The 14,935-nt window shown below is 62.9% G+C and carries 13 protein-coding genes; 12 read left to right on the forward strand and 1 reads right to left on the reverse strand.

The window, feature by feature from the left end:
• Positions 1-97 precede the first annotated feature (97 nt).
• The 3 genes from D2V07_RS09845 to D2V07_RS09855 are packed head-to-tail and all read left to right on the forward strand — an operon-like array spanning position 98 to position 5,786.
• Positions 98-976 (forward strand): hypothetical protein, encoded by an 879-nt coding sequence (locus tag D2V07_RS09845; protein ID WP_119586829.1) that lies wholly within the window; start codon positions 98-100, stop codon positions 974-976.
• Positions 976-4,302 carry an FG-GAP-like repeat-containing protein gene (locus tag D2V07_RS09850; RefSeq protein ID WP_119586830.1) on the forward strand — a complete coding sequence of 1,109 codons (3,327 nt, stop codon included), beginning with the start codon at positions 976-978 and terminating at the stop codon, positions 4,300-4,302. The genes D2V07_RS09845 and D2V07_RS09850 overlap by 1 nt, the downstream gene beginning before the upstream one ends.
• Positions 4,299-5,786, forward strand: a complete 1,488-nt coding sequence (locus D2V07_RS09855; RefSeq protein WP_119586831.1) for a vanadium-dependent haloperoxidase — start codon at positions 4,299-4,301, stop codon at positions 5,784-5,786. Before D2V07_RS09850 ends, D2V07_RS09855 begins: the two co-directional genes overlap by 4 nt.
• Positions 5,787-5,799: 13 nt before the next feature.
• Here the strand turns inward: D2V07_RS09855 and D2V07_RS09860 are convergent, their stop codons facing one another.
• The gene (locus tag D2V07_RS09860; protein ID WP_119586832.1) at positions 5,800-6,246 is read right to left on the reverse strand and encodes a lasso peptide biosynthesis B2 protein; all 447 of its coding nucleotides are present in this window, start codon (positions 6,244-6,246) and stop codon (positions 5,800-5,802) included.
• A gap of 158 nt (positions 6,247-6,404) precedes the next feature.
• Between D2V07_RS09860 and D2V07_RS09865 the strand changes: the two genes are divergently transcribed.
• The 9 genes from D2V07_RS09865 to virB11 all read left to right on the forward strand — a co-directional run bounded on the left by D2V07_RS09865 (position 6,405) and on the right by virB11 (position 14,831).
• Positions 6,405-6,764, forward strand: a complete 360-nt coding sequence (locus D2V07_RS09865) for a TrbC/VirB2 family protein (protein ID WP_119586833.1) — start codon at positions 6,405-6,407, stop codon at positions 6,762-6,764.
• Positions 6,765-6,864: 100 nt separating this feature from the next.
• On the forward strand, positions 6,865-7,404 hold the full coding sequence (locus tag D2V07_RS09870) for a type III secretion system chaperone family protein (RefSeq protein WP_119586834.1): 540 nt from the start codon (positions 6,865-6,867) through the stop codon (positions 7,402-7,404).
• A gap of 113 nt (positions 7,405-7,517) precedes the next feature.
• Positions 7,518-7,805, forward strand: coding sequence for a type IV secretion system protein VirB3 (locus tag D2V07_RS09875; RefSeq protein WP_119586835.1), 288 nt, complete (start codon positions 7,518-7,520; stop codon positions 7,803-7,805).
• On the forward strand, positions 7,784-10,159 hold the full coding sequence (locus D2V07_RS09880) for a VirB4 family type IV secretion/conjugal transfer ATPase (RefSeq protein ID WP_407641596.1): 2,376 nt from the start codon (positions 7,784-7,786) through the stop codon (positions 10,157-10,159). Before D2V07_RS09875 ends, D2V07_RS09880 begins: the two co-directional genes overlap by 22 nt.
• Positions 10,159-11,379 carry a type IV secretion system protein gene (locus D2V07_RS09885; protein ID WP_119586837.1) on the forward strand — a complete coding sequence of 407 codons (1,221 nt, stop codon included), beginning with the start codon at positions 10,159-10,161 and terminating at the stop codon, positions 11,377-11,379. Before D2V07_RS09880 ends, D2V07_RS09885 begins: the two co-directional genes overlap by 1 nt.
• Entirely contained in the window at positions 11,376-12,104 is a 729-nt protein-coding gene (locus tag D2V07_RS09890; RefSeq protein ID WP_119586838.1) for a virB8 family protein, read from the forward strand. Before D2V07_RS09885 ends, D2V07_RS09890 begins: the two co-directional genes overlap by 4 nt.
• Entirely contained in the window at positions 12,101-12,805 is a 705-nt protein-coding gene (locus D2V07_RS09895) for a TrbG/VirB9 family P-type conjugative transfer protein (protein WP_119586839.1), read from the forward strand. The genes D2V07_RS09890 and D2V07_RS09895 overlap by 4 nt, the downstream gene beginning before the upstream one ends.
• On the forward strand, positions 12,802-13,848 hold the full coding sequence (locus D2V07_RS09900) for a TrbI/VirB10 family protein (protein ID WP_119586840.1): 1,047 nt from the start codon (positions 12,802-12,804) through the stop codon (positions 13,846-13,848). The genes D2V07_RS09895 and D2V07_RS09900 overlap by 4 nt, the downstream gene beginning before the upstream one ends.
• Before the next feature lie 8 nt (positions 13,849-13,856).
• Entirely contained in the window at positions 13,857-14,831 is a 975-nt protein-coding gene (gene virB11, locus D2V07_RS09905) for a P-type DNA transfer ATPase VirB11 (RefSeq protein ID WP_119586841.1), read from the forward strand.
• The last annotated feature ends 104 nt before the right edge of the window (positions 14,832-14,935 follow it).

Genomic DNA, 14,935 nt, shown 5'->3' on the forward strand with positions numbered 1-14,935 from the left:
GTCCCGGGCACTTTCCGACGTAGCGGAAACTCGGCTTCCGTACTATTTCCGCACCGCAGGTTCGCATCGGCTAGTGCAATTTGTCGACCCGGCGCGAATGGACTGGCGTCCGGGCTTTTTCCAGCTCGGCCTGCCCGTAGAGGCACCCGTGGCTGCCATCCAGCCGCTGGATGCATGGTGCGATCAGGTAGCACTCCCCACTGAGTTCGCCGATACTTCAGCGATCTTCCATGTATCGCGCTGCGGTTCCACACTTTTGACGCAGAATATGAAAGCGACCGGCGAAGTCGTCGTCCTGAGCGAACCGCCGTTCATGCGCATCATGCGGACCTTGCTGGACGATACGCTTGATGAAGACATGGCGATCGGCATCGTCGCCCGCACGATCGGGTCTTGGCAGGACTGGGCCCGGAGCATCAACCGCAAACTTGTCATCAAGTTCAATTCGCAGGCACACAGTTACAGCGAGAAGCTGATGCAGGCGCTGCCCGGCGCGCGCTTTCTTTTCCTCCACCGCGAACCTGCACCGGTTCTGGAGTCCATAGAGCGCCATCCGCCATCCTACCTACTCCGCGGGGGTGACGAAGACCGGTATGCGCCCGAGCCGGAACAGGAAGGAATGACGGCCCCGTCGCTGATGCACGCCGCTGTCAGTCGATATTGTACCGCGCTGCGGGCTTTTGCCGAGGTGACCGACGCGGACCTGTTGAAAATCGCTTATTGCGACCTCGCCCGACGCTGGCCGGAAATCTTGCGGCATTGCGGTTTGAGGGGCGAAGGTCAGCCGTGGAACGCGTTGATCGATGCAAAGGCGAGAAACCCCGAAGCGGCTGCCCCATACCGGCCGGTGGAGCCCGAAAAGGTATCGAGTTTCGCCGCCAGGCATCGGGAACTGCTTGAACTGGCGCAAATGACCTATACCAAGTTCCTGATGTCCGGCGAGGGGTCTGCCCGGCATGGGATGGGGAACGCCTGATGAATGCGATCGGTGACACTATTGCGCAAACAGGCGAGCTTGGCTTGCGGCGTGGACGGGACTTGCGATTACCCCTGGTCCTGCTGCTGACCGCGCTGCTCGCGGTATATTTCTGGACGCAGTCACGTTACCCGGCGCTGGAAGAAAAGGCGCTGATGGGCGGCGATGCGCCGCTCTCGGGTCTCTCGTTCGATGTTGCCATCGAAGTCATCCCCGGCTCTGATTTCCTGTCTGCGCTTTGGGCAAACACCGTCAACTGGCTGGCCACCAATCGCAAGGGCATGACCTTTGGTGTGCTGTTCGGCGCAATGGCCCTCACGCTCCTGTCGCTGTTACAGAAACGCAGTTTCCGCAACGGATTCGCCAATTCGGCGCTGGGCGCGCTGATCGGTGCTCCGCTCGGCGTATGCGTCAATTGCGCCGTGCCCATTGCGCTGGGCCTCCATGCCGGCAGGCTGCGGCTGGAGACGACGCTTTCGGCAATGATCGCATCGCCGACCCTCAACGTGATCGTAGTGACGATGAGCTTCGCCCTGCTACCGGTGCAAGTCGCCGCAGTGAAGCTGCTGGCTTCGCTGGTCATGGTTTTGGTCGGCGTTCCGCTGCTGTGCCGTTACGTCCTGAAGACAGAAACCGAAGCCACGCGTAACGCCAGCGCGGTGAGTGCTGTAAGCCAGAAACTTGGCGGTCTTTCGGGCTGGCTGATGCGCAAGCTGTCTCCCCGCGAGTTCGAGGCTGGCGAATACGGCCCCCTGGCCACCATCAAGTGGTTCGTGCGGACATACGCGCGCAATTTCTTCTTCATTTTCATCGTGACGGTTCCGATGATGTTCGCGGCCGCCCTGCTGGGCGCCTTGTTTGTCGAACTGTTCAGTCCCACCACACTCGTACGCGCGCTTCCAAACGGCGGACTGATTACTCTTGTTGCCGTCATGCTGGGCCTTGCCCTGTTCATGAGCTTTGCCCCCGCCCCGATTGCGCTGGACGTGATCCTCACGATCGTCCTGATCAGCCTCGGCATGCGCGATCATTATGGCGCGGTGACGGTGGTCGCGCTGGGATCGTTCAGCGTCTACGCCTTTATCGTGATCTGGCGTGCGATTTCGCTCCGCACGGCGGTGTCGCTGTGGCTGATGGTGGTCTGCGCTTCGGTGTGCGCAGGGTTGCTGGCCTATAAGCTGGCCGCTCCTGCTGAGCGTTACAAGCTGGAAGGTTATCGCGCCATTCTGGCTACCGAGACCGGGGCGACCTGGCCGGCCGCGCCCGACACCGAAGTCGCGGTGCCCCTGGCGGACATCCGCCCGATGCTGGACGCGCAGGCCGTGTCCCCCGTCACGATCGCGTTCGAGCAATCCGGTGATGCGCCTGTCGCGGCCATGGCCTCGTTGCCTCTTGCGGCGCCCGCCCCTGCGGGTGGCGAGACCGTCTTCTCCCGCGTGATGGGGCGCGACATCGGCATCGGCATCACTGAACCGATCAACTCGCTGGCCCGCTCTTTCTTCCACCTGTTCGAGGGCGGTGTTGCCGCAGGCGACATTCACGGCGACGGCTGGACCGATGTGATCCTGCGCAAGAGCTTCCTCGACGGCGGGCTGGCGGTTTACGCCAACGTCGGTGGCCGGTTTGTGCGGCAAGCCGCAGATCTCGGACCGGTGGAGTCGGTCAACGTCCACGTGGTCGCGCTTGCCGATCTCGACGGCGATGGTGCTCTGGATCTCGTGGTGACCACCGAACGCAGCGGTAACTACCTCTTCTGGAACCGGGACGGCGGCTTCGATGCAAGGTCCATGCTCAAGTTGCCCGGTGATGACAGGGCCATCACGCAATCGCTGGCCTTTGCCGATTTCGACCGTGACGGGCGGCTCGATATTGCGCTGGGCAACGCCGCTATCGGGATCTCCGCTCCCGGCTTTGGTAACAATTACGCGGAGATGCAGCCCAACACGCTGCTGTTCAACCGCGGAATGGGAGCGTTCGAGGCAATTACCTCCGAAGCCTATCCAGGGCAGTCGCTGACCTTGCTGGCCAGCGACTTCGATCGCAACGGCACAATCGACCTTCTCTCGGGCGACGATGTCGCCAACACCGACGAGTTCGCGATGTTCCGCCCCGATGGAACCTTCGATATCGCGCGCGGCGAGAGCACGCCCTTTCCGTTTCGCCTGCTCACCAGCATGAGTTACGACGAGGGCGACTACAACAACGACCTGATACCGGATTACTACGGCGGCCAGATCGCGATGCCGCGCCGCACGCAGGGCACTGCGGACCGGATCGCCAATCTGGAGGTGCTGTGTGCCCAGTTGGGCGAAGACCAGGGCTGGGATGCGGCCGGGCGCACATCGTGTGTCGCCGAACTCAACGAGATCTCGCAGTTGAAGGGCGCCTACCAGTCTGGCTTGCAAAGCGGCTGCGAGCGCATGCGGGACCGCACCTACCGCCTGCAGTGCGCCGCCAGGGCACTTACACAGTATTACAACTCCAACCGGACCGACGCGCCGGACCGTCCCATGTACGATCGCTGCCGCCGCGAGCTGGCGCGCACGCCGCGCTTTGTCGACCTGTGCGACACACTGTTGCTGCAGCTGACGCCGAAGCCACGTTTCACCGAACTGGACGACCTGCTCGGACCCACGCTGAGCGCCGCGAACATCCTGTTAACCGGCAGTGCTGACGGTGTGTTCTCCGAGGATTCCGACGCCCAGGGTGTGCGCCTTCCCGGCTGGACTTGGGATGCGCGCTTCACCGATCTCGACCAGGACGGCTGGCAGGACCTTTACGTGCTGACCGGTTACTGGGCGCGCGCGCCCGAAGGTGACATCAATCGCCTGTATCAGAACCGACGCGGCAGCTTCGTGGACGCCAGCGAAGCATTCGGCCTCGCCGATCCCCTGCCGTCGTTAAGCGCCTCGCGGCTGGATTTCGACCGCGACGGCGATATCGACCTGATCCGCTCTCTGTCCGGCCCCAATGTCATCGTCCATCGTAACGACCGTCCCGCCGGCCCCGGCCTGCGGGTACATTTGCGCCAGCCCGGCGGGAACGGCATGGCCGTGGGTGCCCGGGTGACCATCTGCACCGACGGGGAAACGCAGGTGCGCCCCGGTCGCTGCCAGACCCGGTCGGTCAGGGCCAGCGGGGGTTACCAGTCGTTCGACCCGATTGCCGCGCATTTCGGGCTCGGAGAAGCGCGCTCGGTCTCGCTTGTAGAGGTGGTATGGCCCGATGGCGGGCGCTCGCTGCTGCGCCCCGCCGATCTTTCCGGTGGCGAAGTCGTGATCACGCGCGGCAACAGCCCGGCGACCAGTAGGGGAGGAATGTCATGAACCGTCGCAATCTGCTGAAATCCGGCTGCATGGTCGCATTGGCGGGCGGAGCCCTGCGCCCGGTGAGCGCACTTGCTGCCGAACAACACTTGCAGCATGCGGGCCTATCCATCGGCGGCGCGCAGCAATCACTGGCCTATCACTGGCTCGACACCCTGCTTGACGTCGCCGCCGAAGATGTCGTGCGCAACAGCGCCCGCCCCACCGTGCTGGCGCGTGCGATGGCGATCGTCACCGCGGCGATGTACGAAGCATGGGTACCTTTCGATGATCGTGCGCGGGGGCCGCTTTTCGGCGATTCCCTCCGCCGCCCGGCAGCCGAACGCACGCTTCAGAACAAGCAGGCAGCGATAAGTTATGCGGCTGCCTGCGCACTTGGAGACCTCTACCCCGAATCGCGAGCGTCGATCAATACCGCGCTGCGGCGCTTCGGGTTCGACCCTGCGCGCGGAGTAGCGGCGCGCTCCAGCGCTATTGGCATCGGGGTGCTGGTCGGAGAGCGTCTGTGTGCGATGAAGCACTCGGACGGGGCGAACCAGCTGGGAGACGAGACTGGTTCCAGCGGTGTCCCCTATTCCGATTACACCCAGTACGCGCCGGTCAATCCGCCAGACACGATTTACAACCCCGACCGCTGGCAGCCGATCACGTTCCGGCGCGACGACGGTTCGACTTTCGCCCCCGGCTTTCTCACGCCGCAATGGTACCGGGTCGAACCCTTCGCTCTTGCCAGCCCCGACCAGTTCCGCGCTCCGGAGCCGCCCCGTGTCGGGTCCGACCGCCTGCGCGCCGAAATCGACGAGGTGCTCGCCTACAACGCAGGGCTCACCGACGAACAGAAAGCTATCGTCGAATTCATGCGCGATGGGCCAGGCTCCACCGGGCAGTCGGGGCACTGGCTCCGCTTTGCGCAGGACATTTCACGGCGCGACGGCAACGATCTCGACACTGACGTGAAGCTTTTCTTCCAGGTGGGGCAATGCGCGCACGATGCCTTTATCGCGTCGTGGGATTCCAAGCGATACTGGGACACGTCCAGGCCATGGACGCTGGTGCGCCACTATTACGGTGACCGAACCATTCGTGGCTGGGGTGGACCGGGCCGGGGTACTGTGGAGATGCGCGGCAGCGAATGGTATCCCTATTCGCCCTATGTTTTCGTCAGCCCGCCCTTCCCCAGCTATGTCTCCGGCCACAGCACGGTCAGCGCAGCCTGCGCAGAAACCCTCCGCCTGTTTACAGGATCGGACCGGCTGGAGGTCGAGCTTGTCCGGCATCCCGGCGAGATTACCGAACCTGATGCTCTTGGCGCCGAGGTGACCCTCTGGCTTCCTTCATTGACCGAGTCTGCTGAAATGGCGGGTATCAGCCGTATCATGGGCGGTTATCACATCCAGGCCGACAACATAGAAGGTTTGCGCATGGGGCGCAGCGTGGGGCAGCTGGTTCACGACCGTGCGCAGGATCTTTTCGGCCACGGCTGAGAAAAGACTTCGCTCATTCAGCACCGACGCGCGTGTCGTTCAGCGGTGTGTATGCCTCGCTCTCGTCATGGCCGATCACAGTCTTGCTGCCAGCGATCAGCCACGCGTGCAGCTTCAGCGCACCGCCCTCCTCCAGGTCCTTCATCGAGCCGATGACAATGCGTGTGGGGATCGCGCGGCGGGCCAGCATCCACCGCCCGGCCATGGCCTGCGGAAGACAGACCGCCGCGAAGGGCACCGCCTCCGCCGTACGGGTGACAAAGCGCCCGACCTGCATGGCGCGCATTTCCTTTTCCGCAGAGAGGTTCTGTTCCCCCTCGTTCGCCGACTTCCCGAGCGGACCAAGCGCGCTGCGCCACCAGCGGAACGGCAGAAACCGGATGAGAAAACGCGCGACTGCAAGGCAGAAAACCGTTTCTATCCGGAGCACGATTTTGCGACGAAAGCTTAAAATTGCCATGGCGGGATGACCCTAAACGATAATCGCAGCAGCAACCATATGGCGCGGCGCGTAGCCATCGATTCAACACCGTAACTTTCGCCTTTACCCGGCAAGGCAGGCCGCAAGGCTTTTACAAAGACTGGCTGTCGAAAGCGATACGAGCTATTCCAGCGGCCATGTTCTCTACTTCCGCCAACCAGCGACCGATAGAAAGCTCTGTCGATTGGATTGCCGACACGCTGTTCGGACAGGCGGCGGTGACGATCTGCATCATCGCGGTGGCATTTGTCGGCTTTTCCATGCTCACGGGGCGCCTGTCGATACGTACAGGCGCGCGCGTGATCCTCGGCTGCTTCGTTCTCCTTGCCGCCCCGGTCATCGCAACTGGCGTAATGGGGACCTGGCAGGGCGCCGATCAGCCTGCCGCACCTCCGGTACAGGCATACGATGATCTCGGCGCGCGGGAACGCCTCGAGCCCTCGACCTATACGCCGTTTGTCCAGCCCTCACCCGAGGCAGAGGGGGAAGAGAACTAGGGTTCGGCGGATTGGATTTGCCGAGCACAGTCAATCGCGTATGGATGGAGCGTTGAGTTCGCTCACGTTTCCGCGAACAAAGACGAGGATATTAAAGACAATGAACCATCGTAAATGGGTGCTGGCCGCTCCATTCGCCCTGCTCCTCGGCCCAGTGCCGGCCCTTGGCCAGGCGCTGCCGATAGAGACGATCGACCAGGAAGAGCATGTCTCTTCGCTCGGGATCGATACTGTAACCCCTGCCCTCGCAGTGGTTGTGGCGAACCAGGTGGCACAAGCGAACGAGGATGGTTCTGAGTTCATCAGCGCTACCGCAGCCAATGGTCTCGGTTTCCGAATACAGTTCGAAGCCTGCGATGAAACGGCGCGCGAGGGGTGCAAGGCGATGCTTTTGCTGGCCGTCTGGGAAGCATTCCCTGCCGAATTTCAAGAGCGGCTGTCGGAATCGGTCTCTGCATTTACCCGCGAACAGCCGATGGTCAGCGCCGGAACGTTGGAGGATGGCAGCCCCTATGTCGCGCGGTATGTGATTGCAGACTTCGGCACGCCGCAGGGCAATCTGGTGTCGGAATTCGCCAACTTCGTGCAGACGGCTACCGACTTTCACAACGAAGTGGTCAGCACGACTGCCAGCGAATAGTTAACGATACGAGCGTTATCGCTCGCGGCTGCAGGCCAGATTCACCTTGCTTTTGTCCTGCCGCTGCGCAGACTGGCGGTTCGGTGAGCAGAGGAAGTTGAGAAGAGGGGGGTATGGGCGAGCAACTGCGCAGCGATACGCTGTTTGTAGCGTTGACACGCCCGGTGATGTTTGCCGGCGTTACCTTCAGCTTCGCCATCATTAACCTGATCATCGCGGTTGAACTGTTCCTCATTTTCAAGAGCCTGTGGGTTCTTCTCGCTGCCGTCGTTATCCACCTCGCAGGTGTTCTGCTCAGCCTGCGTGAACCGCGGATCGTCGAACTCTGGCTAACCCGCGTGCGCAATTGCCCGCGTGTCAAGAACCACGCCTACTGGCGCTGCAATTCGTACCGTCCATGACCAGCAACGCCAAACTTGCCGAGCGCGAAGCCCCGGCCGGGCGTCACCTTCCCTATGCCCGCCATCTTGATGCAGCGACGATCGAGACGCGCGACGGGCGTCTTATGCAGACCATTCGCATCGCCGGTTTTCACTTCGAAACCGCCGATAGCGAAGAACTGAACTATCGGGCCGAACTGCGCGATGCCATGCTACGGGTGGTCGGCAATTCGCGCTTTGCCCTCTACCACCATGTCGTTCGGCGCCGCGCAGACGTGACCATGGAAGGAAACCATCCGGATCGCTTTTCGCAGACGCTCGATACGCGCTGGCGGCAGCGTCTGGGGGCCAAGAACCTCTATGTGAACGACCTGTTTCTCACGATCGTCCGGCGACCGCTGCAGGGCCGGATCGGGCTGACGGATCGAATCGGCAACTGGTTCGGCCGCCGGTCGGGGCAGGACGCTTCTCGCCGTGCCGCCGAAAAGCACGCACTGGACAATGCGCGCGATGCGCTGGTCTCTTCGCTGCGGCAGTACGATCCGCGCCTGCTTACAACCTACGAGACTCCCGATGGCACGAGGTCCGAGCCGCTCGAGTTTCTGTCCTACCTTTATAATGCCGACATGCGCCCGGTTGGCCTGCCCCACGGCGATCTTGGCAATCATCTTGCAGCGCGCCGCATCAGTTTCGGGACCGACACGATCGAGCTTGGACCTGCCGGTCCGCTTGAGCGGCGCTTTACTGCCCTGGTATCGATCAAGGACTATCCAGGCCGAACCATGCCCGGCATGTTCGACGAATTGTACCGCCTCCCCTTCGAACTGGACGTGACGCAGAGCTTCGCCTTCGTCGAACGCGGCGAAGCTCTTGGCCGGATGAACCTTGCACTGCGCCGCATGCGTTCCGCGGAGGACGAGGCGCTATCGCTGCGCGACGAGCTGACCGTGGCGAAAGACGAGGTTGCGGCAGGTCGCGCAGGCTTCGGGGAGCACCACACGACGATCGCCGTCCACACCGGCGATCTCAAATCGCTCGACGGGCAGGTGGCAGAGGTCATCGCCCTGCTCGCCGATCTCGGGATTACCGGCGTGCGCGAGGACCTGGCGCTCGAACCGGCCTTCTGGGCGCGCTTCCCGGCAAACTTCAAGTATATCGCGCGGCGCGGACTTGTCTCGACAACCAACTTCGCCGGTCTTGCAAGCCTGCACAACTTCCCCACCGGCAAGCCCAGCGGCAACCACTGGGGCGATGCGGTGACGCTGTTCGAAACCACCGCTGCAGGGCCGTACTACTTCAATTTCCACCAGCGCGACCTTGGCAACTTCACTGTCATCGGACCCTCTGGCAGCGGCAAGACGGTGGTGATGAACTTCCTTCTCGCGCAGTCCCGGCGGTTCGATCCGCGCATCATTTTCTTCGACAAGGATCGCGGTGCGGAACTGTTCATTCGCGCTATCGGCGGGCAATATGATCGCCTCTCTTCGGACCGGCCATCCGGTCTCAATCCGCTTCAGCTCGAGAATACGCCCGCCAATCGCCAGTTCCTGATCGAATGGCTTGGCGTTCTCGCCGGCGGCGCTGACGAGGAAGAGCTCGAGGCGATCCGTGACGCGATAGACACCAACTTCGCGCAACCGCGCGAACAGCGTCGGCTGCGCCATATCGTCGAACTGTTCCGTGGCGGCGCGCGTCCGCATGCGCGCGACCTCTTTGCCCGGCTACGACCGTGGTGGGGCGATGGTGAACATGCCTGGCTGTTCGATAACGAGCAGGACAGGACCGATCTCGAAGCGAAGACTGTCGGCTTCGACATGACCTCGATCCTCGACGATCCGGCGGCGAGGACACCGGCGCTCATGTACTTCTTTCACCGCGTGGAAGAGCGCCTTGACGGGTCGCCCGCGATCATCGTTGTCGATGAAGGGTGGAAGGCGCTCGACGACGAAGTGTTCGTGCGCCGCATCAAGGATTGGGAAAAGACCATCCGCAAGCGGAACGGCATCGTCGGCTTTGCCACGCAGAGCGCGCAGGATGCGCTCGAAAGCCGGATCGCCAGCGCCATCATCGAACAGGCCGCGACGCAGATCTTCATGATCAATCCCAAGGCACGCGCAGAAGATTACATGAACGGGTTCGGCCTCACCCGCCACGAATTCGACCTTGTGCGCATGCTCCCCGACAATTCGCACTGCTTCCTGATAAAGCACGGCAACGACAGCGTCGTCGCGCGGCTGGATCTATCGGGAGAGCGCGACCTGCTTACTATCCTGTCAGGTCGCGAGAGCACTGTGCGATTGTTCGACGAACTGGTCGAGGAGACGGGCAGCGATCCCGCCCGCTGGATGAAGAAACTGCTGGAACGGGCCGCGTAATGTCCTGCCCGCAGATCATCACCGGAACGCAGTTTGTGACCAGGCTGGTCACGCATATCGATTGCCAGGCGCGTTACCTGGGCAGCTATGGCTACGAAACGCTGGGCCAGCCCGGCTCCATCGCCGCAACGGCCATGGCCGGATTGCTGACCCTGTTCATCGCGATCTGGGGTATTCGCCTGCTGTTCGGGCCCACCCCCGACGGGCGGGACCTGATCAACGATGCACTCAAGATCGGGATTGTCCTCACCCTCGCCTTCTCTTGGCCGGCGTTCCGCACTGTCGTTCACGACGTGACCCTGGATGGACCTGCCGAGATCGCCTCTTCGCTCTCCAACCCCGGCTTTGCCGGCACGGGCGGCAACTTCATCCAGCGCTTGCAGGGCGTCGACAACGATATCCTCACGCTGATCGACACCGGCACCGGCCGTTGGAGCGATCAGTACCTGGCCGGACAGGCTGGCAATGCCACCTTTGCCGGAACGATCTTTCAGGACGACAGCGCCTTTGGCTGGTCGCGGCTGCTCTACCTTGCCGGGCTGATCGGCTCGCTCGGCCTGTTGCGGCTTCTGGCGGGGCTGTTGCTGGCGCTTGCGCCGCTGGCTGCGGGAATGCTGCTGTTCGAAGCGACGCGAGGACTGTTTGCCGGGTGGCTGCGAGGGCTGGTCCTGACATTGCTCGGCTCTGTCGGAGTGACAGTCGTCCTCGCGGTTGAACTGGCGGTGCTGGAGCCATTCCTGCGCGACGCACTGCTCGTGCGCGGTTCGGGCTATGCCGCACCTAGCGCCCCGATTGAGCTGTTTGCCATGACTGCCGGTTTCGCGCTGCTGCAACTGCTGATGATTTGGCTGCTCGCCAAGGTCGCCTTCATGCCCGGTTGGCCCACCGCCCTTCGTTTCCCGGAACTTGCACGCCGCGCCGGTTTCGCCCCGCTGCGTGATGGGGGGCAACCGCGCGAGCCGCTACCACTCAACAACCGTGCGCACAGGATCGCGCAGCAGATAGAGAACCGCGTGAACTTCGAACAGAACCGATACGCCCGCCTTTCCTCCCCTGCGGGAAGTTCCCCGGCTTCGGGCCAGGGCGGCTCGGGATCCGCGTTCACAAGTGGAGGAAGTGCGCGATCTGGTAATAACGTCCAGTTGCCCGAGCGACTTGGCAATTCCTATCGCCGCACTACCCATGCACGTTCGCTCTCGAGCCAGAGGAGGGACGGATGAGCCTTCACAGTCCAGTTGATGACGATATCGCGATTGCCGAGAGTTGGTCGGACAGCGTTACCGATAGCTTGGAAAAATCGCGTCGCATCGCTTGGATCGTCGCGAGCGTGTCCGCTGCCATCGCGCTGCTGCTGGCGATTGCACTGGTTATCCTGCTGCCGCTGAAGACGGTGGAGCCCTACACGCTGCTGGTTGATCGACAGACCGGCCATGTTGAGGCTCTCGCGCCGCTGGACGAGCAGATCGTTACCGCCGATGCCGCGCTTACCCGCAGCTTCCTCGTGCAATATGTCATCGCCCGCGAAAGCTTCGACACGAACGACGTGCAGGAGGACTACCGCAAGGTGGCCTTGTGGAGCGATGGCGAAGCGCGCCAGCGCTATGTTGATTCCATGCGAGCGGGCGCTCCGGGAAATCCGCTGACGATCTATGGTTCTGGCACCCGCATTGCGGTAGAGGTTCGCAGTGTCTCTGCCTTGTCGGCCGATCGTGCCCTCGTGCGGTTCTCGACAACGCGCATGGATGCGGGTGGACAGCCGCAGGTGGCACAACACTGGGCTGCGGTGATCGACTATACGTTCGTGGGTGCCGAGATGAGCGAGGCCGATCGGTTCCTCAACCCGCTCGGTTTCCAGGTCACGCGGTATCGCCGCAATGCGGAAACGCTGCCCGAAGTCGCCGATGGCGCACCCGTCCTGCTCGAACGACAGGATGAAACCGAATGAGATTACCCCTCGCCTCTCTGCTTCTCGCGTCAGCCTCCATCGCGCAGGCGCAGGGGCCGGTGGTGCCCAATCTCGAACTGGACAATCCGCGCGTGCAGACGATTGCGTGGGAGCCTGGGATAGAGGTCCTGCTCACCATCATGCCTGGTTCCGGGACCACGATCATGCTGGAGCCGGGTGAGGCGATCGGGCGGGTAACCCTGACGAACGAGTTCGATTACAGCGTCCGCATCTCTCCCGAAGGCAACAGCCTGCTGGTACTTGCCGATCAAGCCGCCGAAGCTGCCGCAATGACGATAGAGACCGACCGGCGCCGCTACCCCCTCTCCTTGCGCACCGGACAGGGGCTGACAGCAGCCTACCTGCTGCGCTTCACTTACGGGGCAACGGCCACGAGGGCTACCGCTTCCGCCGCCCCGCCAGCCCCCACCGAAAGCTGGTCTTACCAAATGCGCGGGGACCGCGAGGTTCGTCCGCAGGCCATTCGCGACGATGCGCAGCGCACCTACATCACCTACTTTCCCGAGCAGGCTCTTCCGGCGGTTTTCGCCATCGGCCAGACGGGGGACGAGGAAATGGTCAACGGCTACATGCGCGACGGCATCTACGTGATCGACCGGGTCTATGGCGAACTGGTTTTCCGGCTCGATGGGGAAAAAGCGACTGCGCGGCGTAATTCCGAACCGGATGCCGAACGATGAGCAGTCCGTCCTCCACCTCCTACCTCCCCGATGACGATCTTCGTCCCGTCGTACGTACCGGGTCGCAGAGGGACTATGGCCTCTGGGCCTTCCTCGTCATCCTGTTAGTAGGCGGGTTCTGGCTGTTCAGCACCCTCCGCGAGGCTGGCGAGGCTGCGCAAATTCCCAGCGTGCTGTTGCCGCAGGACAGCACATCGCGGATATCCTCCCCTCCGCCGCTGGTGCTGCCCCCGGCGGCGCGCGAGTTGCCCCGCGATATAGGAGAGGAAGCAGCGCCGCTCTCGCCGCCGGCAGCGGCCCCACCGGTCAGCTTTCCCACACCGCCCCAGCGTCCTCCTGCGGTCGAACCACCGCAAGGCTACACGCCGCCCGGCCCTCCACCTGCCCCCGTCACGTCACCTGCACCATCTTCACCGGCGGTTGTCTACCAGCGCAGGGAAAACGTCGATAGCGGTCCCGGTCCGTTTGCCGATGATGGAGGGGCGGTGAAGCTGGCAAACCCGTCGATGACAGTGCCACAGGGCACGATTATTCCCGCCGTGCTGGAGACGGCCTTCGATTCGACGCGCGCGGGGCGCGTGCGGGCCCTCGTACAGCGCGATATCCGCGGGTTCGACGGCACCCGCGTGCTTGTCCCGCGGGGCAGCAGGCTTTTCGGTGAGTACGAGGCGGGCGTGAATCCCGGCGAACGCCGCGCCGCTATCACCTGGACCCGGCTGCTGACGCCCGACGGAATATCGATCTCGCTCGATTCCCCGGCGTCAGATCCCCTGGGACGGGGCGGCGTGGAAGGCGACGTCAATTCCCGGTTCTTTTCCCGCTTCGGCGGTGCCCTGCTGCAGACCCTCCTCGGCATAGGTACCGGCATCGCCATTGGCGAGGCGACCGGCGGCGGCGGAACCGTCGTGGCGCTGCCCGGCAGCACACAGAACATCTCAAGTCCCGGCCCGAACCAGGCACGACCGGTGCTGGAAATCGACCACGGCACCAGCGTCACCGTCTATGTTTCGCGTGATCTCGATTTCTCGAATGTCGAGCGCTGAGCCGCGAGATGGAAGCGGGTTACTATCTCGACAACTTCCTTGCCCCCCTGGCCCCGTGGCTGGGCCGCGACGACATCACCGACATCTGGATCAACCGGCCAGGCGAAATCTGGTTCGAGACCATCGGCGGCGGTATCTCGCGCGAGGGGGTTGAAGCACTCGACGAGGACATGCTCCGGCGGCTGGCAAGACAGGTTGCGGCCCATTCCTCGCAAGGGATCAGCCGCGCGCAGCCGCTGCTCGCGGCGACCCTTCCGGACGGCAGCCGGGTGCAGATCGTCGCGCCTCCAGCAACGCGGGCCGGTCATGTGATTGCAATCCGCAAGCACGTCTCGCCTGAACTTTCGATCGACGACTGGAACGATGCAGGCGCGTTCGATCGCCTGTCGGGCGGGCATGCAAGCCTCGAGCGGGTAACGACCGACCGGACCGCAGGCCCCGACGAAGCGGCCGCATTGCTGAAGCAGGCCGTTCGCGAAAGGCGCAACATCCTCGTTTCCGGAGGCACCTCGAGCGGCAAGACGACCTTCCTCAACGCCCTGCTGGCAGAGATTCCCGCCAGGGAGCGCCTCGTCCTGATTGAGGATACAGAGGAGCTGAAGGTACGCCAAGAGAACGCCGTCGGCCTGATCGCCGCGCGCGGACAGATGAGCGAGGCAGATGTTTCCGCCGAAGACCTCCTGATTTCGGCCCTGCGCCTTCGTCCGGATCGCATCATCCTTGGCGAACTGAGAGGAGCAGAGGCCTTTACATTTCTGCGCGCGGTCAACACCGGGCACCCGGGCTCGATGACGACCATCCACGCCGATACCCCCGCTCGCGCAATCGAGCAGCTCACCCTCCTGGTGCTGCAGGCCGGTACGCAGCTGGGCCGCGACGATGTGCGTCACTATGTACGCGAAAGCGTGGATGTCTTCGTCCAGCTATCCCGCGATCACGGCAGGCGCTCGGTTTCGCAAGTGCTCGTCGCTTCTCGCGACTGACGCGGAGCACCTTTTCCGAAGGTGCGCGCTTTTTCAGTTAAAAAGTGAAAATTCAGACTTAATCCCGAGATTAAATCGTGTATGGTCGCAATCGAGAACCGGTT

It is taken from the genome of Aurantiacibacter zhengii (assembly GCF_003584125.1).
Classification (GTDB): Bacteria; Pseudomonadota; Alphaproteobacteria; order Sphingomonadales; family Sphingomonadaceae; genus Alteraurantiacibacter; species Alteraurantiacibacter zhengii.